Annotated in this window: 26 protein-coding genes; 19 read left to right on the top strand and 7 right to left on the bottom strand. The window is 64.3% G+C overall.

The features are described from left to right. Positions 1 to 6: 6 nt before the first annotated feature. Genes VMF11_06470 through VMF11_06415 form a run of 12 tightly spaced genes read left to right on the top strand, consistent with a single transcriptional unit; the run spans position 7 to position 11,196 of the window. Positions 7 to 765 (top strand): ABC transporter ATP-binding protein, encoded by a 759-nt coding sequence (locus tag VMF11_06470; GenBank protein ID HTU69949.1) that lies wholly within the window; start codon positions 7 to 9, stop codon positions 763 to 765. Further along, the gene (locus tag VMF11_06465) at positions 762 to 1,496 is read left to right on the top strand and encodes an ABC transporter ATP-binding protein (GenBank protein HTU69948.1); all 735 of its coding nucleotides are present in this window, start codon (positions 762 to 764) and stop codon (positions 1,494 to 1,496) included. The genes VMF11_06470 and VMF11_06465 overlap by 4 nt, the downstream gene beginning before the upstream one ends. Then, entirely contained in the window at positions 1,496 to 2,368 is an 873-nt protein-coding gene (locus VMF11_06460; GenBank protein ID HTU69947.1) for a branched-chain amino acid ABC transporter permease, read from the top strand. Before VMF11_06465 ends, VMF11_06460 begins: the two co-directional genes overlap by 1 nt. Beyond that, positions 2,365 to 3,417 (top strand): branched-chain amino acid ABC transporter permease, encoded by a 1,053-nt coding sequence (locus VMF11_06455; protein ID HTU69946.1) that lies wholly within the window; start codon positions 2,365 to 2,367, stop codon positions 3,415 to 3,417. Before VMF11_06460 ends, VMF11_06455 begins: the two co-directional genes overlap by 4 nt. Continuing rightward, on the top strand, positions 3,414 to 4,631 hold the full coding sequence (locus VMF11_06450) for an ABC transporter substrate-binding protein (protein HTU69945.1): 1,218 nt from the start codon (positions 3,414 to 3,416) through the stop codon (positions 4,629 to 4,631). Before VMF11_06455 ends, VMF11_06450 begins: the two co-directional genes overlap by 4 nt. Before the next feature lie 22 nt (positions 4,632 to 4,653). Next, positions 4,654 to 5,532, top strand: a complete 879-nt coding sequence (locus VMF11_06445; GenBank protein ID HTU69944.1) for a branched-chain amino acid ABC transporter permease — start codon at positions 4,654 to 4,656, stop codon at positions 5,530 to 5,532. Further along, positions 5,529 to 6,458 (top strand): branched-chain amino acid ABC transporter permease, encoded by a 930-nt coding sequence (locus VMF11_06440; GenBank protein ID HTU69943.1) that lies wholly within the window; start codon positions 5,529 to 5,531, stop codon positions 6,456 to 6,458. The genes VMF11_06445 and VMF11_06440 overlap by 4 nt, the downstream gene beginning before the upstream one ends. Next, a complete protein-coding gene (locus VMF11_06435; GenBank protein ID HTU69942.1) occupies positions 6,437 to 7,273 on the top strand; it encodes an alpha/beta hydrolase in 837 nt (278 codons plus the stop codon). The genes VMF11_06440 and VMF11_06435 overlap by 22 nt, the downstream gene beginning before the upstream one ends. Further along, a complete protein-coding gene (locus VMF11_06430) occupies positions 7,270 to 8,115 on the top strand; it encodes an alpha/beta fold hydrolase (protein HTU69941.1) in 846 nt (281 codons plus the stop codon). Before VMF11_06435 ends, VMF11_06430 begins: the two co-directional genes overlap by 4 nt. Beyond that, a complete protein-coding gene (locus tag VMF11_06425) occupies positions 8,112 to 9,755 on the top strand; it encodes a long-chain fatty acid--CoA ligase (GenBank protein ID HTU69940.1) in 1,644 nt (547 codons plus the stop codon). The genes VMF11_06430 and VMF11_06425 overlap by 4 nt, the downstream gene beginning before the upstream one ends. After that, the gene (locus tag VMF11_06420; GenBank protein HTU69939.1) at positions 9,755 to 10,210 is read left to right on the top strand and encodes a MaoC family dehydratase; all 456 of its coding nucleotides are present in this window, start codon (positions 9,755 to 9,757) and stop codon (positions 10,208 to 10,210) included. The genes VMF11_06425 and VMF11_06420 overlap by 1 nt, the downstream gene beginning before the upstream one ends. Before the next feature lie 8 nt (positions 10,211 to 10,218). Continuing rightward, complete coding sequence (locus VMF11_06415; protein ID HTU69938.1) at positions 10,219 to 11,196, top strand: hotdog domain-containing protein; 978 nt, start codon at positions 10,219 to 10,221, stop codon at positions 11,194 to 11,196. Here the strand turns inward: VMF11_06415 and VMF11_06410 are convergent. The 7 genes from VMF11_06410 to VMF11_06380 are packed head-to-tail and all read right to left on the bottom strand — an operon-like array spanning position 11,193 to position 17,956. Then, complete coding sequence (locus tag VMF11_06410; GenBank protein HTU69937.1) at positions 11,193 to 12,674, bottom strand: benzaldehyde dehydrogenase; 1,482 nt, start codon at positions 12,672 to 12,674, stop codon at positions 11,193 to 11,195. The genes VMF11_06415 and VMF11_06410 overlap by 4 nt on opposite strands. Continuing rightward, a complete protein-coding gene (locus tag VMF11_06405) occupies positions 12,671 to 13,888 on the bottom strand; it encodes a 4-hydroxybenzoate 3-monooxygenase (protein ID HTU69936.1) in 1,218 nt (405 codons plus the stop codon). The genes VMF11_06410 and VMF11_06405 overlap by 4 nt, the downstream gene beginning before the upstream one ends. A 1-nt stretch (position 13,889) precedes the next feature. Beyond that, positions 13,890 to 14,909 carry a branched-chain amino acid ABC transporter permease gene (locus tag VMF11_06400; GenBank protein ID HTU69935.1) on the bottom strand — a complete coding sequence of 340 codons (1,020 nt, stop codon included), beginning with the start codon at positions 14,907 to 14,909 and terminating at the stop codon, positions 13,890 to 13,892. Further along, positions 14,906 to 15,802, bottom strand: coding sequence for a branched-chain amino acid ABC transporter permease (locus tag VMF11_06395; GenBank protein ID HTU69934.1), 897 nt, complete (start codon positions 15,800 to 15,802; stop codon positions 14,906 to 14,908). Before VMF11_06395 ends, VMF11_06400 begins: the two co-directional genes overlap by 4 nt. Further along, positions 15,799 to 16,521 (bottom strand): ABC transporter ATP-binding protein, encoded by a 723-nt coding sequence (locus tag VMF11_06390; protein HTU69933.1) that lies wholly within the window; start codon positions 16,519 to 16,521, stop codon positions 15,799 to 15,801. The genes VMF11_06395 and VMF11_06390 overlap by 4 nt, the downstream gene beginning before the upstream one ends. Next, entirely contained in the window at positions 16,518 to 17,252 is a 735-nt protein-coding gene (locus tag VMF11_06385) for an ABC transporter ATP-binding protein (protein ID HTU69932.1), read from the bottom strand. The genes VMF11_06390 and VMF11_06385 overlap by 4 nt, the downstream gene beginning before the upstream one ends. Positions 17,253 to 17,260: 8 nt before the next feature. Further along, positions 17,261 to 17,956: a GntR family transcriptional regulator gene (locus VMF11_06380; protein HTU69931.1), complete on the bottom strand. Its 696-nt coding sequence runs from the start codon at positions 17,954 to 17,956 to the stop codon at positions 17,261 to 17,263. Positions 17,957 to 18,011: 55 nt separating this feature from the next. Between VMF11_06380 and VMF11_06375 the strand changes: the two genes are divergently transcribed. From VMF11_06375 to VMF11_06345, 7 genes are read left to right on the top strand one after another with little or no spacing between them, the layout of a single operon-like run. Then, positions 18,012 to 18,638: a 4-carboxy-4-hydroxy-2-oxoadipate aldolase/oxaloacetate decarboxylase gene (locus tag VMF11_06375; GenBank protein HTU69930.1), complete on the top strand. Its 627-nt coding sequence runs from the start codon at positions 18,012 to 18,014 to the stop codon at positions 18,636 to 18,638. Continuing rightward, the gene (locus tag VMF11_06370; GenBank protein HTU69929.1) at positions 18,635 to 19,732 is read left to right on the top strand and encodes a 4-oxalomesaconate tautomerase; all 1,098 of its coding nucleotides are present in this window, start codon (positions 18,635 to 18,637) and stop codon (positions 19,730 to 19,732) included. The genes VMF11_06375 and VMF11_06370 overlap by 4 nt, the downstream gene beginning before the upstream one ends. Next, the gene (locus VMF11_06365) at positions 19,729 to 20,751 is read left to right on the top strand and encodes an amidohydrolase family protein (protein ID HTU69928.1); all 1,023 of its coding nucleotides are present in this window, start codon (positions 19,729 to 19,731) and stop codon (positions 20,749 to 20,751) included. Before VMF11_06370 ends, VMF11_06365 begins: the two co-directional genes overlap by 4 nt. After that, positions 20,748 to 21,623 (top strand): amidohydrolase family protein, encoded by an 876-nt coding sequence (locus tag VMF11_06360; protein ID HTU69927.1) that lies wholly within the window; start codon positions 20,748 to 20,750, stop codon positions 21,621 to 21,623. Before VMF11_06365 ends, VMF11_06360 begins: the two co-directional genes overlap by 4 nt. After that, positions 21,623 to 22,024 (top strand): protocatechuate 4,5-dioxygenase subunit alpha, encoded by a 402-nt coding sequence (ligA, locus tag VMF11_06355; protein ID HTU69926.1) that lies wholly within the window; start codon positions 21,623 to 21,625, stop codon positions 22,022 to 22,024. The genes VMF11_06360 and ligA overlap by 1 nt, the downstream gene beginning before the upstream one ends. Then, positions 22,017 to 22,868 carry a class III extradiol dioxygenase subunit beta gene (locus VMF11_06350; protein ID HTU69925.1) on the top strand — a complete coding sequence of 284 codons (852 nt, stop codon included), beginning with the start codon at positions 22,017 to 22,019 and terminating at the stop codon, positions 22,866 to 22,868. Before ligA ends, VMF11_06350 begins: the two co-directional genes overlap by 8 nt. Continuing rightward, positions 22,865 to 23,824, top strand: a complete 960-nt coding sequence (locus tag VMF11_06345) for a Gfo/Idh/MocA family oxidoreductase (protein HTU69924.1) — start codon at positions 22,865 to 22,867, stop codon at positions 23,822 to 23,824. Before VMF11_06350 ends, VMF11_06345 begins: the two co-directional genes overlap by 4 nt. Positions 23,825 to 23,852 lie beyond the last annotated feature (28 nt).

The following is a 23,852-nucleotide window of genomic DNA, read 5'->3' as shown; positions in this document are numbered from 1 at the left end:
GGCGGGTTGCAATCCCCTCCGGCAATCGAGACGCACGCTCTGACGCTACGCATCGGTTCGGTCCCCATCGTCGACGAGGTCTCGCTCTCCGTTCCGGAGGGCGAGTTTCTCGTTGTCATCGGTCCGAACGGCGCCGGTAAGACGACGCTCTTGAACCTGCTTTCGGGCCTGGCTGCGCCGACCTCGGGGCAGGTGCGCTTGGGCGGCATGGACGTGACGCGTGCGCCCAGTTACGCACGCGCGCGCCTTGGCTTGGGACGCACCTTTCAGACCTCGAGCGTCTTCGCCAACCTACGCGTACTCGAGAACGTGCAAATCGCGGCGCAAGCGCATTTGGGCGGATCGGGAGAGGCGTGGCGGCGCGCAGCTCGCGATTCGGACGCGATCGAACGCGCGCACGCGGCGCTGCGCGAAGTAGGGCTGGAGGAGCGTGCCGGGCTTGCGGCCGGGTCGCTCTCGCACGGCGAGAAACGCAAACTCGATCTCGCGATTCTGATCGCCACCGACGCAAATGTGGTGTTGCTCGACGAACCGACCGCGGGTATGGCCGTCGAAGACGTACCCGAGATCGTCGCGCTGCTCCGGCGCATGCACCGCGAAGGGGGTTCGACGGTCGTGATGGTCGAGCATCGTCTCGATTTGATCGAGGGTCTGGCGGATCGTATGGCGGTGATGCACCACGGCGCACTGCTCGCGATTGACACGCCCGACCGGATCATCGCGAACGAAACCGTGCAGTCGGCGTATCTCGGAGATCCGTTGTGAGCGCCCTTCGACAAGCTCAGGACAGGCCGCTGCTCGAATTGCGCGATCTCAACGTGTGGATCGGCGAGTCGCACGTCCTTCACGGCGTTTCCTGCGAGATCGAAGAAGGCGGCGTTACCGCGCTGCTCGGCCGGAACGGCGCCGGAAAAACGACCACGCTGAAGGGCATCCTCGGGATGCTGCGCCGCACGGGCCGCGTCTCTTTGGCGGGAACGCCGATCGAGCGCATGCGCACCGATCGTATCGTCAACCTGGGCGTTGCCTACGTTCCCGAGGACCGCGAGGTCTTTTCCGAATTGACCGTCGAGGAGAATCTTCGCTTGGCCGAGCGCGGTGCGCGTCAGCTGCAATACGACGTCGTTTACGAGCTCTTTCCGGAAATGAAGACGCGGGCGCGGCAGCGAGCCGGCACGCTCTCCGGCGGTCAGCAACAGATGCTTGCGATCGCCCGCGTCCTGCTCAATCGCGACAACCGCATTCTGCTCGTCGACGAACCCACCAAAGGTCTCTCGCCGCTCATGCTGCGCAACGTCGTCGATTCGCTCGAACGAGCCGCCTCGCTCGTCACCATGCTGCTGGTCGAACAGAATCTTCCCGTCGCGAACCGGCTGGCGAAACGCGCGATCGTGCTCGATCAAGGGCGCGTCGGATACCGCGGTTCGGTCGCGGAGTTGATCGAGAATCCCGATCTTGCGCGCACCCATTTGGGATTGGCGAAAGGGCGCGCGTGATGAGCACGATCGCATTGCTGGTGATCACGGGCCTAGGCCTGGGGAGCCTCTATTTTTTGGTTGCTTCCGGGCTCTCGCTGATCTGGGGGCTGATGCGCGTGCTCAACTTCGCGCACGGAGCGATCTTCACGGTCGCCGCGTACGCCGGATGGGTGGTCGCGTCGAACGCGGGCAGCGATGCCGGCGTCGCTTGGGCCGCGGGCTTGATCGCGGCGACGCTGTGCGGCGGGGCGCTCGCATTTTTGCTCGAGGTGCTGTTGATTCGTCCGCTTTACGCGCGGCCGATCGGCCAGGTCCTGGTTACCGTCGGTGCGGCGCTCGCGCTGGTCGCGCTGATGATCGGGATTTTCGGCGGAACCGCGGTCCAGCTGAACATGCCGACCTGGATGTCGAATACCACGACGATTCTTGGCGCGTCGATTCCGAATACCAACTTGTTCTCGACGGCCGTCGCGCTCGTCGTCTTGGCGCTATTGCTCGTGTTTCTGCGGCGCACGCGGTACGGGCTCATCGTTCGCGCCGGCGTCGAAAACCGTTCGATGGTGCAGGCACTCGGCATCGACGTAGGGCGCGCGTTCACGATCGTCTTTACAATCGGCGGTATTGCCGCGGGCTTGGCCGGATATCTGGCGGCTACCTACTTCGGTTTCATCGATCCCGAACGTGGAACCTCGATGCTGATTTTCGCGTTCATCGTCGTCGTCGTCGGACGTTTGGGTTCGATGAGCGGGACCGCAATCGCGGCCGCCGGCGTTGCGCTCCTGCAGCAGTTCCTCAACTTTTACTCCGCCCCGGGCGTAGGAGATTTTTCGGTGGTGCTGCTGCTCGCGCTCGCCCTCTTGCTGCGTCCGCAGCGAGCGTACGAATCGTGAAGCTCTCCGTGCGCGCCGGGCTCGTTCTCGTGCTGATCGCCGTGCTGGCCCTGGTGCCGTTCATCGGCATTCCGTTGCCGCCGCTCTTCGGCGAGGCCCTGCGCTCGCCGGGTTCGATGACGCTTCTGGCGGGATGCTTCATCTTCGGCGCGCTGGCGCTCTCGTACGACGTCATCTTCGGATACACCGGGTTGCTCTCGTTCGGACACGCGCTCTACTTTGCGATCGGGGTCTACGGCACCGCGATCGCGCTCACGCGCTGGCACTGGGGTTTAGCCGGCGCGCTCGCGTTCGTGATCCTGATGGCGATCGTGCTTCCGGCGATCATCGGCGCCGTCTGTTTGCGTACGCACGGCATTGCGTTCGCGATGGTGACGCTCGCCTTCGCCCAAGCCGGCTCGATCGTCGTAATGCTCAACCCCTACAATCTAACCGGCGGTGAGGAGGGCCTGGCGCTGGCGGCAAGCGTCCTTCCGGCGCCTTTCTCCGGGGTCGCGAACACGCGAAATCTCTATTGGCTGGCGCTGGCTTTGCTGATCTTCACCTACGCGGCGGCGGCCTGGCTAATCTCGTCGCGGCCGGGACGCGCGTGGCAGGCGATTCGTGAAAACGAAACGCGCGCGGCAACCGTCGGGCTCAATCCCTATCTGTTCAAACTCGGCGCGTTCGTCGCTTCCGCGCTGCTGGCCTCGCTGGCCGGCATCGTCTACGTGTTCCTCGAAGGCGGAGCGGCGCCCGACGTCACGACGGCGAACTTCACGTTGACCCTGCTCGTTATGGTGGTACTGGGCGGAGTCGGCACGCTTTGGGGTGCCGTGCTCGGCGGAATCGTCTACGAGTATTTGGACTTCCGTCTCGTCGTGCTCTCGAGCGCGAGCGGTGTCCAATCCCTCCCACCGGTGCTGCGTGTCCCACTCTCGCAGCCGCTCTTCATCCTCGGTGTCCTGTTCGTTCTGCTCGTCCTTTTCGTTCCGGGAGGCCTTGCGGGAGCCGTCCGCCGGCTCTCATCTTCATCAAAGCGCACTATTCTTGGAGGCAATAAACCATGAGGACCATACGATTGATGTCCAGCATCTGCGCGATCGCGGTGCTGCTCTCCGGAGTATATCCGGCGGCGCCGGTCAGCGCCGATAGCGCTCCTATCCATATCGCCGTCATCACCGACATGAGCGGCGTCTATTCGAGCCTTGCGGGCAAGGGATCGGTTACCGCGGTGCAGATGGCCGTCGATGATTTCGGCGGTAAGGTGCTCGGACGTTCGATCGTCGTCGATGCGGTCGATCATCGCGATTCCGCCACGGTCGCCGACGCCAAGGCGCGCCAGGAGTTCAGCAACGGCGCGGACCTCGCCGTCGACCTTACCAACTCGGCGACGGCGCTCGCCGTTTCGTCGGTCGGGAAAGAGATGCACAAACTGGTGATCGTCACCGGCGCCGCCGACAAAGACATCACCGGTAAATTCTGTAACAAGTATACCTACATGTACGCCTACGACACCTATGCGCTCGCGCATGCCGAGGCGATCCCAATCGTCAAGGGCGGCGACAAGCTCTGGTACGGGGTCGCACCCGACTACGCATTCGGTCACTCGATGGCCGAGGAGTTTACCAACGCGATCCAACCGTACGGTGGAAAGTTCGTGAAGATCGACTTCATGCCGCTCGGCACCACCGACTTCTCGTCGTACATGCTCGCCGCGAAGAACTCGGGCGCGAAAGTACTCGCGTTGCTCAACGCCGGCGCCGATACGGTCAACAGCATGAAAGCCGCCAAAGAGTTCGGCCTCGACAAGTCGATGAAAATCATCGCCGGCCTCTTCTTCACCTCGCAGGTCAACACCGATCCCAACCTCTGGACCGGCCTGAAGTTCGCCGATTCGTGGTATTGGGACCAGACGCCGCAAGCGGCGGCGTGGGCCAGGCGGTGGGAAGCAAAGATGGGCGGAGACAACCCGCCGGATTCGATCCAGGCCGCCGACTATTCCGCCACGCTGCAGTGGCTCAAGGCGGTCAAGGCGGTCGGCTCGACGGACGCCGACAAGGTCGTAGGCTATCTCGACGGGCACAAGTTCAACGACATGTACGCCGTCAACGGCGAGTTCCGCACCGCCGATCATCAGGTGTTGCACAACTTCTACCTGTACGAAGTGCTGGCGCCTTCGCAATACAAGGAAAAGAACGCGTGGCTGAAGATCATCGGAACGATTCCCGGCAGCGAGGCGTTCCCCAATCCCGCGACGGAAGGTTGCGCCAAGACGTGGTAGCCCGGCACGTCGACCGGGATCGATGAGCCTCGATTACATTGCGGCTCAGACCTTCAACGGCCTGGCGAGCGGCGCGTATTACGCGCTGCTCGCCCTCGGGCTCTCGATCATTTTCGGGACCCTGCGAATCATCAACTTTGCGCACGGCGCGATGTACATGCTGGGCGCGTTCGGCGCCTATTACGGCGCGCAGCTTCTCGGTCTACCGTTTTTCGCCGCGCTGATCGTCGTGCCGATCGCGGTCGGCATTCTCGGCATGCTGCTCGAATGGCTCATCCTGCGGCGCATCGCCCGCAGCGATCCGATCTACGGGCTGCTCCTCACCTTCGCACTGACGCTCGTGATCGTCAACGTGATGACGCTGCTCGCGGGAACGCTGGGCTCGCCCTATTCCATGCCCGGCGCGCTCTCGGGCGCGACCAATCTGGGTTTCACGATCTTTCCGACGTACAAGCTGTTCGTCATCTCGGTCTCGCTGGCCGTCTGCGTCGTTGCGTGGCTCGTCGTCGATCGCAGCCTCCTCGGCGCGCGCATCCGCGCGGCGATCGAAAATCCGGTGCTGGTACGCGCGTTCGGAGTAAACACGCCGCGTCTGGTGACGGTCACGTTCGGCATCGGCGTCGCAATCGCCGCGCTCGCCGGCGTGCTGGCCGCGCCGACGACCAACGTCCTTCCGACGATGGGTGACGACATCATCATTTATACCTTCGCGATCGTGGTCATCGGCGGGCTGGGTTCGATCACCGGCTCGATCATCGCGGGATTCTTACTCGGACTACTGCAGGCGATCGGCGCGGTCTACTATCCGCCGATCGCGACCACGCTGATCTTCATCGTCATGGTCATCGTGATCTGGCTGCGGCCTTCGGGCCTCTTGGGCCGCCCGGAGAGCACCCGGTGAGCCCTCGCAACGTCCTCTTCATCCTGGTGGCGCTCGCCGGGCTCGTGCTTCCGCGATTGATTTACCCTGTCGTAGCGATGGATATTCTGTGTTTCGCACTCTTCGCGCTGGCGCTCGACCTGCTCTTCGGTTTCGCCGGACTGCTCTCGTTCGGCCAAGCGATGTTCTGGGGCGGCTCCGCCTACACGACGGCGATCCTGGTGCAGCGTTTTCACGTCGACTCCGCGCTCGCGATCGCGGCGGCGGTGCTCTACGCGACGCTGCTCGCCGGTATCGTCGGGCTGATCGTCGTTCGCCGCTCGGGCATCTACTTTGCGATGATCACGCTCGGCATCGCGCAAATCGAATACTTCGCCGCGATCAATCTATCGAGCTTCACCGGCGGCGAAAACGGCCTTCCGATGGACACGCGCGGTACCCTCTTCGGCGCGCACGTCTCAAACGATGTGGCTTTCTACTTCATCGTCTTCGCCGTCGTCGCAATCTGCTTTTGGCTCGTGGTTCGCTTGACCAATTCGCCGTTCGGCACCGTACTCGGCGCCATCCGGCAGAACGAGACGCGCGCGATCGCGCTTGGATACCGGGTTAACCGCTACAAGCTGGCGGCGTTCACGATCGCCGGCGCGCTTTCGGGCCTCGCCGGCGGACTCTATGCGCTCAGCAACCGCCTCGCGGGTCTGGAAATGATCGACTGGCACACCTCGGGGGCGGTGGTGATGATGACCGTGCTCGGCGGCAGCGGCACGATCGTCGGTCCCGCGATCGGCGCAGGCGTGTACGAAATCATCAACTACTTCGTCTCGGCAACTGCGATCGGTCAAGAGACCGATCTCGTCATGGGGTTGGTGTTCGTCGTGTGCATCCTCGCGTTCCGGCAAGGCATTGCCGGAGGAGTGCTATCGTTATGGCGCAAGACTTCGACCTAGAGCTGCTGCGCGGCCGTTTGCGCGCGCGGCGCTTCGGTGATTCCTCCGGCGTAACGGCGCTCTGCGTTCCCGGTCTTTCGTCCAACTCGCGGGTTTTCGAACGTCTGGGAGAACGATTCGAGCGCGAGGGGCGAAGCCTCGTAGCGTTCGACCTTCGCGGCCGCGGTCGGAGCGAGGTCACCGAGCCCGGTACGTACGGTTGGGAGAATCACGCCCGCGACGTGCTCGAAGCGGCGGAGGCGATGGGCATCGAGCAATTCGATTTCGTCGGCCATTCGATGGGGGCGTTCGTCGGATTGACCGCGGTCTCACTCGATCGCGGGAGGGCCATTCGCCGCCTCGTGCTGATCGACGGTTTGGGAGTGCCTTCGCAAACCGCGATCGCCGCGATTTTCGCTGCGCTGGCCGTCCGCAAGGAAACGTTCACAAGCGCGGACGCCTTCATCGCCGCCGTTCGTTCGACCGGTTTGGTGACGCCTTGGAGCGAGTTCTGGGATGAGCACTACCGGTACGATTTGATCACCGAGAACGGTTCGGTCCATCCGCGCACGAGCGCGGCCGCGGTAGCCGAAGACGCGGCGTACGGCGCAACCCGCGACCCGCGCGCATTTTGGCCGTTCCTGACGCTCGATACCCTGCTCGTGCGCGCGAGCGTTCCCATGGGCGGCCCGGACGGCTTCGTCGTCACCGAAGCGGATTACCGCGACTTTCTGGCCGAGGTTCCACACGCGCGCGGGATCGAAGTCGCCGAGAACCACTACGGAATCGTCGCAGCCGAGAAGACCTGCGATGCGATCGGGCAGTTCTTGCAATGAGCGGCGCCGATGCCTTCTTCGTCACGACCTCGTCCGGGAAAATCCGCGTGCAGCGCAGCGGCGATCCGTCCCGGCGCGCCGTCGTCTGCGTACACGGAATCTCTTCGAACGCCAAGGTTTTCGCGCCGCTGAGCCGCGCGCTCGCCGCGAACGGAAGGCAGGTTCTCGCGCTCGACCTGCGCGGGCGCGGCCTCAGTGAGAAATCGCGCAGCGGAACGTACGGGTGGCTGCGTCATGCGCACGACGTTTTCGAAACGGCCGATGCGTTGGGATTGAACTCGTTCGACGTGGTTGGCCATTCGATGGGCGCGCTGGTCGGCATGAATGCCGTGGCCGTCGACACGCGGCGCCGGATAGGCCGGCTGGTGCTGGTCGACGGACTCGGCCGGCCGAGCGCCTCGGCCGCGCTCACGTTGATGCGCAGCGCGCGGCGTTTGACGTGGTCATACGACAACCCGGATCAGTACGTGCGCGCGGTGAAGAACCTGGGGCTCGCGATCCCGTGGAACGACCATTGGGAGCGGCATTACCGCTACGAAGTCGAACCGGCGGCGGGCGGAGGCATTCGCGTGCGCACGCAGCGCTGCGCGCTCTACGAGGACACGATGTACGCGGCGATCCATTCGCCGCGCAAACTCTGGAGCTCGCTCCACCTTCCGGTGTTGCTGCTGCGCGCAGCCCATCCGCTCGGCGATTCGTCCGGGCACATCGTGACGGAAGGCGACCTCGCGGCGTTCCTGAAATCGACTCCCTCGGCGAGGGCGCAGGAAATCGAAGCCAACCACTTCGGAATCGTCATGCACGACGATTCGATCCGCGCGATCGGGAGGTTTTTGTGTTGAAAGATCTTTCGCTGACCCTGCCCTCCACGATGTCGGATCGGCCGCTCGCGATTCGCTCGATTCTCGAGCACGCGGTTCGCGCTCACCCGCGCAAAGGTATCGTCTCGCGCGAGGGAACCGGCCTGATTCGCTACACGTACCCCGCTTTCGCCAAGCGAGTCGCGCAACTGGCTCACGCGCTCGTCGAACTCGGTATCGAGCCGGGCGACCGGGTCGCTTCGTTCGCGTGGAACGGCCACCGGCACATGGAGCTCTATTACGCCGTTCCGATGATCGGGGCGGTGCTCCACACGGTCAACATCCGGCTCTTCCCCGACCAGGTGGCGTTCATTCTCGATCACGCGGCCGATCGCGTCGTCTTTTTCGATGCCTCGCTGGCCAAGGCGGTGCAAGCCTTTCGTGCGCTGCAGCCGGATACGATGCGAACGTTCGTGGCAATGGGCGAGCTGAACGAACCCGTCGACGGCGCGCTCGATTACGAGCAGCTGGTCGCATCCAAGCCCGAACGCTTCGACTGGCCGCTTATCGACGAACGCTCCGCTGCGATCCTATGCTATACGTCGGCAACGACGGGCGATCCCAAAGGCGTGCTGTTCTCGCATCGCTCGACCTACCTCCACGCGCTCGCCTCGTGCTTGGCCGATTACATCGGGCTGCGCGAACGCGATCGCGTTTTGCCGATCGTTCCGATGTTCCACGTCAACGCGTGGGGATTTCCGTTCATTGCACCGCTCGTCGGCGCGGATTTGATTCTGCCGATGGAACGGCTCGACGCTCCCGGCGTCATCGAGCTGTGCTCGCAGGAGCGGGTTACGTTCTCGGCCGGCGTACCGACGGTGTGGATCGCGGTGCGCGACGCGCTCAAGGCTGCCGGCCAACGCCTGCCGGACCTGCGGCGCATCGTCATCGGCGGCTCGGCGATGCCGCGGTCGCTTTTCGACGGGCTCGAAGAGCTGGGCATCGAAGGCGTTCACGCGTGGGGCATGACCGAGATGTCACCGATCGGAACGGTCAGCTCGGCAACCTCGCAGCTCGACGGCGATCCGGAGCGGCAACGGCAGGAACGCTACAAAGCCGGACGTTTCGCGCCGATCGTCGAGTGGCGCCTGGTCGATGAACACGGCGCCGATCTCCCCGCCGACGGCACCTCGCGGGGTGAGTTGCTGGTGCGCGGATTCGCGGTTACGACGAGCTATTATCGCAACGATACCGCGACCGCGGCGGCATTCGAGCCCGACGGCTGGTTTCACACCGGCGACATCTGCACGATCGACGCATACGGCTATCTCGAAATCGTCGATCGCGTCAAGGACTTCATCAAGTCCGGCGGCGAGTGGATCTCTTCGGTCGAGGTCGAGAACACGATCATGGGTCACGCGGCCGTACGCGAAGCATGCGTCTTCGGTCTGGCGCATCCGAAGTGGCAGGAGCGCCCGGTCGCCGCGGTCGTCTTGCGCGAAGGTCATCGCCTCGGCGAAGAGGAGCTGCGCGACTGGCTCACCCAGCATCTGGCGCACTGGCAGATTCCCGACCGGATCCTCTTTCTCGACGCGATTCCGCGCACCGGCGTCGGAAAATTTTTGAAGCGCGAGCTGCGCACGCGGTTCGAAGGCCTCTTGACCGGCGCTCAGACGAGTTGATGACGACCGTCGGAACCCTCGAGGAGCTCGAGTCACTGCGCGGTGCGACGCTCGAGACCGACTGGCGGGAGATCGATCAGGAGCGCATCGACCGCTTCGCAAGCGTGACGGAGGATCATCAATGGATTCACGTCGATCGTGAGCGAGCGGCCGCCGAATCGCCCTACGGGACGACGATCGCGCACGGGTTTCTGACGCTGAGCCTGCTCAGCGCGATGTTCAAGCAGTGCTGCGCGGTTCGCGCTTCCGCGACGATCAACTACGGTTTCGATCGGATCCGTTTCATCAGTCCGGTCCGATCCGGAGCACGCATCCGCGGCCGGTTCACGCTCGGCGCGGTCGACCGTAACGCAGACGGCAGCGCGCTCGCGGTTTGGTCGGTCGAAGTTGCGCTCGAGGATTCGCCGAAACCCGCGCTGGCCGCGACGTGGCTGGTCCGCGTGTACTTTTCGTAGTGCTGGACATGACTCGCCCGCTCGACACCTCGCACACGAAGATCCTGCCGCTCAGCGTCGACGCCGAATTACGCCGCAGCTTCCAGCTGCTCGAGATCCTCGACCGCTTTGCCGAAGAAACCGCGCTCGCGCACGCCGCTCGAACGTATTCGGATATCGCGTTCGTGACCGCGGCGATCGACCAGATGCACTTTCGCGGTAGGCCGGACATGACGTCGGACATGGTGCTGCTCGCGCGCGTCAACTACGTGGGCACGCGTTCGCTCGAAGTCGGCATCCGCATCGAACAGCCCGGTCCCAAACCGCTGCACTACGTCTCGTGCTACTTCACGATGGTCGCGAATCACGAACTCCCGCCGCTGGACTACGAAGACGAACTCGAACGCCGGCGCCGCGGCCGTGCGCTCGTGCGCAAGAACGCCTATCGCGACGATGCGGTACCGACGATCGAACCGCCCAGCCCGGCGGAGCAGTCGTTGCTGGCCGAGCTGCACATGGCGCAAGAGGGCGCGGGGTTCGACGGGTTGCTGGTCTGCAATCTCACGAACCGCGAGTACGACCGCGCCGAAACCCCGCCCGCGGCGTCGTCACCGGCGAAGATCGTCGGCGGATACGTTATCCATCGGGCCTACGTCCATGCGACGATGTGCGCCGAGCTGGTGGCTCCGGACCGGCCGGTCGTCGTATCGATCAATCGGGTCAATTTCCACCAACCGGTCAACGTGGGCGACAAACTGCATTTCAGCTCGCGCGTGACGTACACCGGAAACACCTCGATCTGCGTGGAGGTCGACATCGTGCGTGAGAGTCGCGATCGCCGCACCGCGGCGCTGTGCAATACCTGCACTTTCACCTTCAAAAACGTCGACGATGCGTTGGGCGCGCGTCCCGTGCCGAACGTCTATCCGACGACCTACGCAGAGGACGTGCGCTATCTGGCTGCGCACCGCCGCCGGCTGCGCCGCCTCGCCGGCTCTTCTCTTTAGAACGGATACGGCGGCGGGGTATCGTGCTCGGTCGACCACCGCCAGGTCGTGTACTCGTCGAGTGACGCGTGTCCGCCTTGACGGCTGCCGTTGCCGGAGGCGCCGACGCCGCCGAACGGGGCACGCGGGTCGTCGTTCACGGTTTGGTCGTTGATATGGACCATCCCCGTCCGCAAGCGTTTGGCGATGTTCCGCGCGCGCGGCAGCGATGCCGAGTGGACCGCGGCCGAAAGGCCGTACTCGGTCTTGTTGGCCAGCGCGATCGCCTCTTCGTCGGAGGTAAACGTCGTGATCGGCGCGACCGGCCCGAAGATCTCTTCGTCGAACGCCGGCATACCCGGCGTCACGCCCGTCAAGACGGTCGCGGCGTAGAAGTTGCCCTCGTGCGTACCGCCCGCAGCGAGCTTCGCGCCTTTCGCCAGCGTGTCTTTGACGATGCGATCGACGCGTTCGCGCTGCGCGTCGTTGATGATCGGCCCGAGATGGACCTGATTCTCGGCCGGATCGCCGACGACGAGCTTGCGCGCGTGCTCGGCGAGCGCGGCCGCATATTTCGCGGCGATGCTTTCGTGCACGAGATGACGGCTCGACGCCATGCAGATTTGCCCTTGATGTAAGAACGAACCCCACGAACCGCAGCGCGCGGCCGCCTCGACGTCCGCGTCTTCGAGCACGATGAACGGACTATTGCCGCCGAGTTCGAGCGAAACGCGCTTGAGCGTGCGGCCCGCGGCTTCGCCGATCTTGCGGCCGACCGCGGTCGAACCCGTGAAGGCGATCATCGCGACGTTGGGATCTTCGACCAACGCCGCGCCCGGCTCGGTCTCGCCGGGAACGACGTGCAACACGCCTTGCGGTAGGCCCGCCATCTCGAACAGGCGCGCGATGAGGATGCCCGAACACACGCTGGTCTGTTGATTCGGCTTGAGTACCACCGTGTTGCCGAACGCCAGCGCGGGAATCACCGCGCGCATGCACAGGATCAGCGGGAAATTGAACGGCCCGATGACGCCGACGACGCCGAGCGGGACGCGTTCGGCAACGCTGCGGAAGCCGTCCTTGTCGACGATCGTTTCTTCGAACGCGGCGGTCTCGAGATCGCCGATGATCTTATCGAAATATCCGGTGGTCAGTACGCCGACCTCGAATTGCGATTTGGGGACCGTGGAGCCGGCTTCGCGCACGATCCACCACACGAATTCGTCCGCGTGCTGCGTCAACAGCGCTCGCGCGCGTTTCAAAACGGCGGCGCGATCCGTACGCGGCGTCTGTGCCCACGCCGGCTGGTGCTGCGCGGCCGAGGCCGCGGCGGCACGGACGTCGGCCGCGCAGGCGGTGCCAACCGTTCCGAGCGCGGCACCGTTCGCTTTGTTCGTCGCGGCGAATTGCCCGCTGCCTTGCCGCCACCCGTCGAGAAAGATTTTGCCGGACCAGTCGAAATTTCCGAGCAACGCGTGGGACGTCGATGTCGTCGTCATGTGGGAACCTTTCGCAGATCCGCAGTCGATTCGAAGGGAAGACCGACGTAGTTCTCCGCCAAGCTCGCAGCGGCGGTGCGAGAGCTGGTGACGTAGTCGAGCTCGGCGAGCTGCACGCGATAGTCGAACGGCACCTGCCCGTCGAAGCGGTGGAGCATCCGGGTCATGTAGCTCGAGAAGCGCTGCGTCTTCCAGACGCGCCGCAGGCACGTCTGCGAATACGCGTCGAGCAGCGCGGTCTCACCACTCCCGTAGTATGCATCGAGCGCTTCTGCCAGGACGTACACATCAGCGATGGCGAGGTTCATGCCCTTCGCGCCGGTCGGCGGCACGATGTGCGCGGAGTCTCCGGCGAGAAAGAGGCGCCCGTAGCGCATCGGGTCGCACACGAAGCTGCGCATCGGCGTCACGCCCTTCTGCAGCATCTTACCGGGGCGCACGTCCGGTCCGCCGCGGTCGCTGCCGAGGCGTTCGCGCAATTCGGCCCAGATGCGCTCGTCGGGCCAGAGGCCGAGATCTTCGTCGTTGCGGCATTGGAGGTACATACGGCTGATCGTCCGGGAGCGCATCGACACGAGCGCAAAGCCGCGCGCGTGGTTCACGTAGATCAGCTCTTCGCTTACCGGCGGTGTCTCGGCCAGAATGCCGAGCCAGCCGAACGGAAAGGCGTGATCGTAGATCGTGACCGCGTCCGGCGGAATCGCCGCGCGGGCGACGCCGTGGAAGCCGTCGCAACCGGCCACGAAGTCGGCGCGAACGGCGTGTTCGGCGCCGGCCGCGTCACGATAGCAGATCGACGGATCGTCGCCGGCGTCGACTGCGATGACCTCGCATTCGAAGAGGATCGACCCTCCCGCGCCAAGCCGCACGGCGATCAGATCCTTGACGACTTCTTGCTGGCCGTACACCGTCACCGTCTTGCCGCCGGTCAAATCGGGAAAATCGATGCGTTTGCTGCAATCGTCGAAGCGCAGCGCGATCCCGCGGTGCACGAGACCTTCGCGGCGCATCCGCTCTCCGGCGCCGGTATCGTTCAGTAGCTCCGCCGTGCCGTGCTCGAGCACACCGGCACGCACGCGGCTCTCGACGTAATTGCGGCTGCGTGATTCGACGACCACCGATTCGATGCCGCAGCGATGAAGCAGATGCGCCAGCATCAGGCCGGCCGGCCCGGCGCCGATGATCGCGACCTGCGTGCGGAGCGGAGCGCTCACGTTACTCGTCTCTCGCCGCGCTGTTGCGGCCGAACGTAAGCCGGTAGCCGAGCGGCATGAGCTGCAGTCCCGATCGCGCGCTGAACCCGCCCCAGATTCCGCGCGGGAACCACAGCGAGAAGACCAGCGCCGACGCGCCCAACGCGATCAGATACCACACGCCGGTGGCCCCCAAGAGCGTTTCGACGGCAAAGAAGACGACCGCTCCGATGATCGGCCCTTCGAAGGTCCCAAGACCGCCGACCAGCGTCATGAAGATCATATACGCCGTCCACTGCACGCTGAAAAATGTTTTGGGCTGGAACGTGATGAGGGTCGAGAGCGTCAAGGCGCCTGCCGCCGCGCAGCCCGCCGCCGCCAGCACGAAGATCGTACGCTTCGTCGGCAAGACGCGCACCCCGACCGACGCCGCCGCTTCTTCGTTATCGCGAATCGCTTGCACGCACGCGCCGGTCCGGCTGCGCAGCAGAACGAACACGAGCGCCAGAACGATCGTCATTGCACCGAGGGCGAACCAGTAGTTATCCGCTCGTCTCACCGCGGGCGCGAAGGCGGAGATCGCGATCAGCGAGGTCCCGGTTTCGCCTTGGATCAGGCCGTCGAGATTGACGAGCAGGTGCGCGAGCTCGGCGAATACCCACATGCCGATCGCGAATTCGCCGCCGCGTAAGCGCAGCGCGAGCGGCGAGAGCGCGAGCGCGAGCACGGCGACCACCAGCGGCGCCAGCGCGATGGCCGGATAGACCGGCATACCGCCGTTGGAAAGGCGGATCACGACGTACGCCCCCAGGCCGAAGAACGCTTGTTGCCCCACCGAAACCAGGCCCGCGTAACCGGCCAGTGCGTTCCACATCACCGCGAGAATGACATAGATGAAGAGCGTCGTGATCCGCCCGGTCAGATACGAGCCGAGAAACAGCGGCCCGAATGCGAGGATCGCGATAATCGCGACCAAGCCGCCGATCGCGATGATCGAGACACTGCTCCACCGCCGCACCGCAACCGTACCGACGTCGGTCATGCCGATTGCCTCCGTAGAACCTTGAGCCAGCCGGCCGAAAAACTCCCGGCGGCGAAAAATCGAACGGCGAGCACGCAGAAGAACAACAGGTGTCCAGCGATGAAGAATCCCTGCGGGTTGACCAGTGCCCCAAGATTCTGCGCGACGCCGAGCGCAATCGCGCCGACCAGCGTTCCCCAAAGCGAGCCCGTACCGCCGATGACCACCGATTCGAACGCGAAGATGAGCTGAGTCGCGCCCGCGTAGGGAGCGAACGTCGTGCGCATGCCCAGAAACATGCCCGCGATCGCCACCGTAGCCAACGCAATCGCCGCGGCGGCGGCATAAACGGATCGCGAATCGATGCCCATCAGCTCGGCCGTGTCGCGATCTTCCGACGTCGCGCGAATCGCGCGGCCGAGGGGCGCATATTTGAGGAAGAGCTGCAAGCCGACGATCAACACGATCGCGGTGCCGAGCGTGAGGAGTCCAAGCTCGCTGACGGTCACGCCGCCCGGCAGCGTCCAACCGTTGTAGGAGAGGGTTCCGATGTTCGGCCCGAGCGAACGCGAATCCGCGCCGAAGCGTTGGAAGAGCAGATTGTCGATGACGATCGCGAGGCCGAACGTGCTGAGCAGCGGCGTGAGCGGACCCGAGCGCAAACTCCGGTCGAGGACCGTTCGCTGCAAGATCCATCCGGCCGCGGCCATGATGGGAATGACGATCAGCAACGCGATAAAGGGCGAGATCCCCAGATGTTCGGTGATGTACCACACGAGGAACGCCGAGAGAACGACGAGGCTGCCGTGCGCGAGGTTGATGATCCGCATGACGCCGTACATGAACGAGAGACCGCACGCGACGAGCGCGTAGTAGCCGCCCAGGAAGATGCCCTGCACGATCTGGTCGATCACGCCTTCACCTCTTCGCCGCGCCGCAAGCCGAAGTACGCCTCGGTGATCGCTTCTTTGGTGATCTCGGACGTCCGGCCCTCACGAACGATGCGGCCTTCGAGCATGCAGGCAACGCGCGTCGAGACGCGGAGCACGCGGCTGAGGTCTTGTTCCACCAGCACGATCGTCGCGCCGCTTGCCATCACAGACTCGAGCGATTCGTACACCGCGTTGACGGCAACCGGTGAAAGCCCGAGGGAGAGTTCGTCGATGAGCAGGAGACGCGGATTGGTCATCAGCGCGCGGCCGATCGCCGTGGCCTGTTGCTCTCCGCCCGAGAGATCGCCGCCTTTGCGCTGCGCGATCCGCCGCAGCATCGGGAACGCCTCGAGCACGGTCGCGTAGTTCCAGCGCCCCTTACGGCCGGTGCGCCCGGCAACGAGGAGATTCTCCTCGACCGTCATTTCTCCGAAGATACGCCGGCCTTCGGGAACCAGCGCGATGCCGGCGCGCGTGCGTTTGCCGGCGGGAACGTTGGTGACGTCGATGCCCTCGAATACGATCTTTCCGGACGACGGCTTGTGCGCGCCGGCGATCGTGCGCAGCAGCGTCGTCTTGCCGGCGCCGTTAGCGCCCACCAGCGCGAGAATCTCGCCCTCCGCGACGGTGAACGACACGCCGCGAACGGCCTTGAGCAGGCCGTGGTTCGAGTCGAGCGCTTCGACGCTGAGCACGTTCATGCAACGCCGCTTCCCAGATACGCTTCGATGACAGCCGGGTGCGCAAGCGCTTCTTTCGGTTCACCCTGCGCGATCACGACGCCCGAGTCCATGCACACGAGTCGATCGATGACCCGCAGTAAAACGTGCAGGATGTGCTCGATCCACACGATGGCGATTCCCGTCGCTCGCAACTGGTGAATGATCGCGACGAGGTCGCTCGCTTCCGCATCGGTCAGCCCCGCCCCGATTTCATCCAGGAGCAAGACCTTCGGATTCGTTGCGATCGCCCGGGCGAGTTCCAAGCGTTTGCGATCGAGAAGACCGAGCGTCGCGGCGGTACGATTGGCGTTCTCGAGCATACCGCAGAGGTCGAGCGATTCGATGCTGGCGCGGTAGGCTTCGGCGCGCGTGCGGCGGCCGCCGAACGACGCCGCCACAAAGACGTTCTCGAAGATCGTCATGTCGACGAACGGCCGCGGCACCTGATGCGAGCGTCCGATGCCCATGCGGCATCGCGTTGCCGCGTCGGTGCGCGAAACGTCGGCACCGTCGACGAAGACGCTCCCTTCGGAGAGCGGATAGGTTCCCGCGAGCAGATTGAGCAGCGTCGTTTTGCCCGCGCCGTTCGGCCCGACGATGCCGACGGCCTCGTTGCGGGAAACGGCAAAATCGACGTGGTCCACGGCGGTGAAGTTTGCAAAGCGTTTGGTCGCAGCGGTAGCGGTGAGCACCGGGCCGGTGTCTGCCATGCGGCGCCCTACATCGCCTTCAGGGCGTTCGAACCGCTGCCCGCGATCGCAAGAACGGTACGGACGACCGATCCGATGTGCACGCGCATCGCGCGTTCCGCATCGTCTTCGTCGTGTGCGAGGACCGCCTGAACGATCGCCTCGTGTTCGCGCAGTGATTGCGTGATCCGCCCCGGTTGCAGCACCGTGCGAAATTGATAGCGTACGGCCTGCGATTGCAGCGACGAGAGCAGCATAGCCGCGGTTTCGTGGTTTGCAATTTCCAGAATCGTGCGATGGAGCTTCGCGTTGAGCTGCGAATACGCGAGCGGATCGCCGGAATCGTGGCAAGCCTTCATCTCTGCGATGATTCCGCGTAACGTGCGCTCGCCCTCACCATCGATGCGTCGTGCCGCGTAGCGCGCGACCAGACCTTCGAGGGCCGCACGCGCTTCGAGGATCTCCGCGGCTTCCTGCGCCGTGTACGTTCGTACGCGCACGCCTCGATTGGGCTCGCGAACGAGCCACCGCTGGTGTTCGAGATGCGCGAACGCAGCGCGGATGACGGCGCGATTGGTGTTGAGATCCTTAGCAAGTTCTTGCTCGACCAAGCGCTCATTCGGCGCGAACTCACCCGACACGATCGCGCGCCGAATGTGTTCGGCGATATCCGAAGCTCGACTGCGAGCAGGATCGTCGGAAGGTACGCGAAAAGTGGGCGCCATAATTGTCAACAATATTGGCAACGTGCTTATTCCCCTCCTCCGGTGAGTACGAGCGATGATCGACTATGACGAGTGCGCGCATCTCGGTGTTGCGACGATTTACGAAGCCTCGGGGAAAGAAGGCCTGATCGATATTGCGCTGCACCAACTGGTTCCGCATAGTCGCGCGGCGGGCCCGGCGCGTACGGTGCGCTGCGCGCAGGACGATAATCTGATGGTGCACGCGTCGATCGAGCGCATCCGGCGCGGCGATATCGTCGTGCTGACCATGCCGGAACCGCGCGCGGTCGCCCTCGTCGGGGACCTGCTGTTGACACAAATGATCGCGGCCGGCGCAGCAGGCGTTTTGGTAGACGCAGCAGTGCGCGATGCCCAAGATCTTTCCTCGATGGCGGTCCCGGTGTGGGCGCGCTGGATTCGCGTGCGAGGAGCAAAGAAGGCCGTGCCCGGAGAGCTCGACGTGCCGGTCGAGGTCGGCGGCACGATGATTTCGCCGGGCGATCTGGTGGTGCTCGATGCCGATGGCGCCTGCGCCATCCGCAAGGAGCGCGCGGAAGAGGTCGTCGTTGCGGCGCGCGCGCGCACGCAAACGGAGAGCCGCAATCGCGAACGGTACGCGCGCGGTGAACACTCCTACGACATCAACGATCTTCGCAAGCTGGTCGAGGGTTCACGCGCGTGAAGCAGCGCGCCATTGCGTGCACTCTGATGCGCGGCGGGACGTCGAAGGGCCCGTTTTTTCTGGCGAGCGATTTGCCGGAAGATACGGCCGTGCGCGATGCGGTACTGCTAGCGGCGATGGGTTCACCCGACGTGCGTCAGATCGACGGCGTGGGCGGGGCGGATACGCTGACGAGCAAGGTGGCGATCGTCGGTCCCTCGAGCCGCCCCGACGCGGACGTCGACTACCTCTTCTTGCAAGTCGTCGTCGGCGAAGCGCGCGTGGACGCATCGCAAAATTGCGGAAACATGCTGGCGGGCGTCGGGCCGTTCGCGATCGAGCGCGGACTCGTCCCCGCAAGTGCGCCGCGAACGAGCGTGCGCATCCACATGGTCAACACCGCCTCGATCGCGGTCGCGCACGTCCAGACGCCCGATGGCCGCGTGCGCTACGACGGCGATGCGCGCATCGACGGCGTTCCCGGAACCGCGGCGCCGGTGGACATCGATTTCCTCGACGTCGCCGGCGGCAGCTGCGGCGCGCTGCTGCCGTCGGGAAACGCGCGCGACGTGATCGCGGATACCGACGTAACGCTGATCGATAACGGCATGCCGGTCGTCGTGATGCGTGCATCCGATTTCGGACAGACGGGCCGCGAAACGCCCGAACAGATGGAAGCGGATAGCTCGCTGCGCGCCCGGGTCGAAGCGCTGCGCCTGGAGGCCGGCAAGCGCATGAACTTGGGCGACGTGTCCAAGAAGACCGTACCCAAGATGTGCCTGGCCGCGCCGGCGCAAAACGGCGGCGACATTTCGACCCGGATGTTCATTCCGCACAAAGTGCACAAGGCGATCGGCGTATTCGGCGCGGTCAGCGTTGCGACCGCGTGCGCGATCCCGGGATCGGTCGCTTCAGAGATCGCACCGCCCGGCGAGGGCGGCGAGCGCAGTTTCGAGATCGAGCACCCGACCGGCTTTTTCACCGTCTCCATGCAGATCGAATCCGGCCCGTCCGGCCCGCACGTGCGGCGCTCGGCGCTGCTGCGCACCGCCCGCGCGCTGATGTCCGGCGATCTCTTCATTCCCGGCGACGTTTGGACGAACGGGTCCCCATGATCATCGATTGCCACGGCCACTACACGACGGCGCCGGACGGTTTACAGACGTTCCGAGCGGCGCAGATTGCGGGACTCGCGGACCCCTCGCTGCCTTCGCCCCTGAAACCGAACGTCAGCGACGACGAGATCCGTGCCAGTCTCGAGAACGCGCAACTAAAATTTTCTCGCGAGCGCGGGACCGACGTGACGATCTTCTCGCCGCGCGCTTCGGCGATGGCGCATCATATCGGAACGGAAGCCACGAGCATGGCCTGGGCGCGCGCCTGCAACGATTTGATCGCGCGCGTGTGCGAGCTGTATCCACGCAACTTCGCCGGTGTCGGGCAGCTGCCGCAGTCGCCCGGCGCCGGCCTCGCCGGCAGCGTTCGCGAACTCGAGCGCTGCGTGAACGAGCTCGGCTTCGTGGGCATCAACCTCAATCCCGATCCCTCCGGCGGACATTGGACCTCGCCGCCGCTGACGGACACATTTTGGTATCCGCTCTACGAGAAGATGGTCGAGCTCGACGTTCCCGCGATGGTGCACGTGAGCTCGTCGTGCAATCCAAACTTTCACGCCACCGGCGCGCACTATATCAACGCCGACACGACCGCGTTCATGCAATTCATCACCGCCGATCTGTTCGCCGATTTCCCGACGCTGCGATTCATCATTCCGCACGGCGGCGGCGCAGTTCCGTATCACTGGGGCCGCTACCGCGGGCTCGCACAAGACATGAAGCGCCCGCCGCTCGAACAGTCGGTGTTGAACAACGTCTTCTTCGATACGTGCGTCTACCATTTGCCGGGCATCGAACTGCTCTTCGAGGTGATCCCCGCGGAAAACATCCTGTTCGGTTCCGAGATGGTCGGCGCCGTGCGCGGCGTCGATCCGCGCACCGGCTTCAACTACGACGATACGAAACGGTACGTCGAGGCGCTCGGCCTCGACGATTCGACGCGTGTCAAGGTCTATGAAAAGAATGCGTTGCGCGTCTATCCGCGGCTGAAGAGCCGGCTGGGTTCTGCCGTCGCATGATCGATCTGAATCGCTATCATCCCAATCCCACGCGCCCGGCATTCGTCGTGCCGGCGGGAGCGGTCGACGCGCATTGCCACGTTTTCGGGCCGGGCGAGAAGTTCCCGTACGCGCCGCAGCGCAAATACACGCCCGGCGACGCACCGAAGGAAGCACTCTTCGAACTGCGCAGCCTGCTCGGGTTCACGCGCAACGTGATCGTCCAGGCCAGTTGCCACGGCTGCGATAATCGTGCCATGGTCGATGCGTTGCTCGCGTCGGCCGGTACGGCGCGCGGTATTGCGGTCGTGGAGCCCGGCGTGAGCGTCGCGGAGCTCGCGGAGATGCATGCGGCCGGCGTTCGCGGCGTGCGTTTCAACTTCTTGAAGCGGCTGGTGGACGCTACGCCGCGCGAGCAGTACGTCGAGATCGCAAAAAAAATCATCCCGCTCGGCTGGCACATCGTCATCTATTTCGAAGCCCCGGAGCTGGAAGAGCTCACGCCGTTCATCACCTCCCTGCCGGCGGCGGTCGTGATCGACCACATGGGACGGCCCGACGTGGACCTTGGCCTCGAACATCCGCAGTGGAAGCGGTTCATCGCGCTGATGGACGAACATCCGAATCTGTGGGTGAAGGTCAGCGGTGCGGAGCGGCTTTCGAAGACCGGGCCTCCGTATGACGACGTGGTGCCGTTCGGACGCGCGCTGGTTGAGCGCTATCCCGAGCGCGTGCTCTGGGGAACGGATTGGCCGCATCCCAACATGACCACGCACATGCCCGATGACGGGAAGCTCGTCGACTTCATTGCGCGAATGGCGACGACGCCGGCGCTGCAGGAGCAGCTGCTGGTCCGCAATCCGATGCGCCTCTATTGGCCGGAGCGCAGCTGATGGCGGCAGCGCGCGAGAATCCGTTCGACGACATCCCCGGAACGACGCTGTTCGACGCCGAGCACTCCCGGCTCGGGTATCACCTCAACATGTTCTGCATGTCGTTGATGAAAGAAGAAAACCGCGCAGCCTTCAAGGCCGACGAGCGAGCCTACCTCGAGCGCTGGCCGATGACGGCGGAGCAGCGCGACGCGGTCCTCGCACGCGACTGGAATCGCATGCTCGAGCTCGGCGGCAACATTTATTACACGGCGAAGCTCGGGGCGACCGACGGTCTCTCGTATCAGGCGCTCGCAGCCTTGATGACCGGTACGACGCAAGAAGAGTACGCGGAGATGATGCGCTCGGGCGGCCGCCGCATCGAAGGCAACCGCAGCAAATCGGAGGCGCACGGTGGCTAGAATCATCGCCGGCGTCGCGACCTCGCACGTACCGGCCATCGGGGCCGCGATCGACAACGGACGCACATCCGAGCCGTACTGGCAGCCGCTCTTTGCGGGCTACGAGTTCTCCAAGAAGTGGATCGCGGATCTGGCTCCCGACGTCATCATCGAGGTTTATAACGATCACGCCTCCGCGTTTTCGCTCGATTTCATCCCGACGTTTGCGATCGGGTGCGCGGCGGAATTTCCGATCGCCGACGAAGGCTGGGGCCCCCGCAAGGTTCCGCCGGTGAAGGGCCACCCCGAACTGGCATGGCACATCGCCCAGTCGACGATCCTCGACGAATTCGACATGACGATCATCAACAACATGGCCGTCGATCACGGTCTCACGGTGCCGCTCTCACTGATGTTCGGCCGGCCCGACGCGTGGCCCGTACCCGTGATCCCGCTCGCGGTCAACGTCGTGCAATATCCGCCGCCGACGGGAAATCGCTGCTACAACCTAGGCAAAGCGATTCGCAAGGCCGTCGAATCATACCCCGAAGATCTACGCGTGGTCGTCTTTGGGACCGGCGGTATGTCGCACCAGCTTCAAGGGCCGCGTGCCGGCCTCATCAATGCAGAATTCGACAACGCATTTCTCGACGAACTCATCGCCGATCCGGCGCGCGTCGCGCAACGGCCGCACATCGAGTACGTTCGGGAAGCCGGCTCCGAAGCGATCGAGCTGGTGATGTGGCTGATCATGCGCGGCGCGCTCGACGACCGCGTCGAGGAGATCCATCGCTTCTACCACGTTCCGGCCTCGAATACGGCGGTCGGGCATCTCATCTTGGAAAACGTGAGGAACCAGCGTTGATCAACGTCGCGCTCGCCGGGCAAGGCGCATTCGGCGTCAAGCATCTCGAAGCCATCGCGAACATCGACGGCGTGAACGTCATCTCCCTCACCGGCGGCCGTCCCGAATCGACGCAAGCGGTCGCCGAACGGTTCCGGATACCGCATTGGACGACCGATCTCGGCGAGACGCTCGCGCGGCCCGGCCTCGACGCCGTGATCATCGCCTCGCCCACGCAGATCCACCGCCGCCAAGCCGAGCAATCGATGCGTGCCGGCAAACACGTGCTGGTCGAGATCCCGGTCGCCGACTCCGTCGAAGACGCGCGCGCGCTCGTCGAGGTGCAGCGCGAGACCGGTGTCGTTGCGATGGCCGGCCACGTACGCCGTTTCAACCCGAGCCACCGGTTCCTCCACGAGCGTATCGAACGCGGCGAATTCAACGTGCAGCAAATGGACGTCCAGACGTACTTTTTCCGTCGAACGAATACCAATGCGCTCGGACAACCACGGAGCTGGACCGATCATCTGCTCTGGCATCACGCGTGCCACACCGTCGATCTGTTTCAGTGGCAGACCGGCGGGACCGCGGAGATCGCCCAAGCGATCCAGGGGCCGGTTCATCCGGCGCTCGGCATCGCCATGGACATGAGCATCCAGCTCAAAGCCCCGTCGGGCGCGATTCTGACGCTTTCCCTTTCCTTCAACAATGACGGGCCATTCGGATCGTTTTTCCGGTACATCGGCGATACCGGTACGTACCTTGCGTACTACGACGATCTGAGCACCGGCAAGAACGAGAATGTCGACTTGTCGGGCTTCGCCGTTTCCAACAACGGAATCGAACTCGAAGATCGCGAGTTTTTCGCGGCGATCGCCGAGCGTCGAGAGCCTCAATCAAGTCTGGTCGATACGCTGCCCGCGTATGAAACGCTCGCGCGCCTCGAACAGCAACTCGGGCGGTTCGTCGCCGCGTAATTATGCACTTGAGCAACACGATCTAGGA

Source organism: Candidatus Baltobacteraceae bacterium (genome assembly GCA_035502855.1).
Lineage (GTDB): Bacteria > Vulcanimicrobiota > Vulcanimicrobiia > Vulcanimicrobiales > Vulcanimicrobiaceae > Aquilonibacter.
The sequence above is the reverse complement of the archived record's forward strand: the minus strand, read 5'-3'. Positions and strand labels throughout refer to the sequence as shown.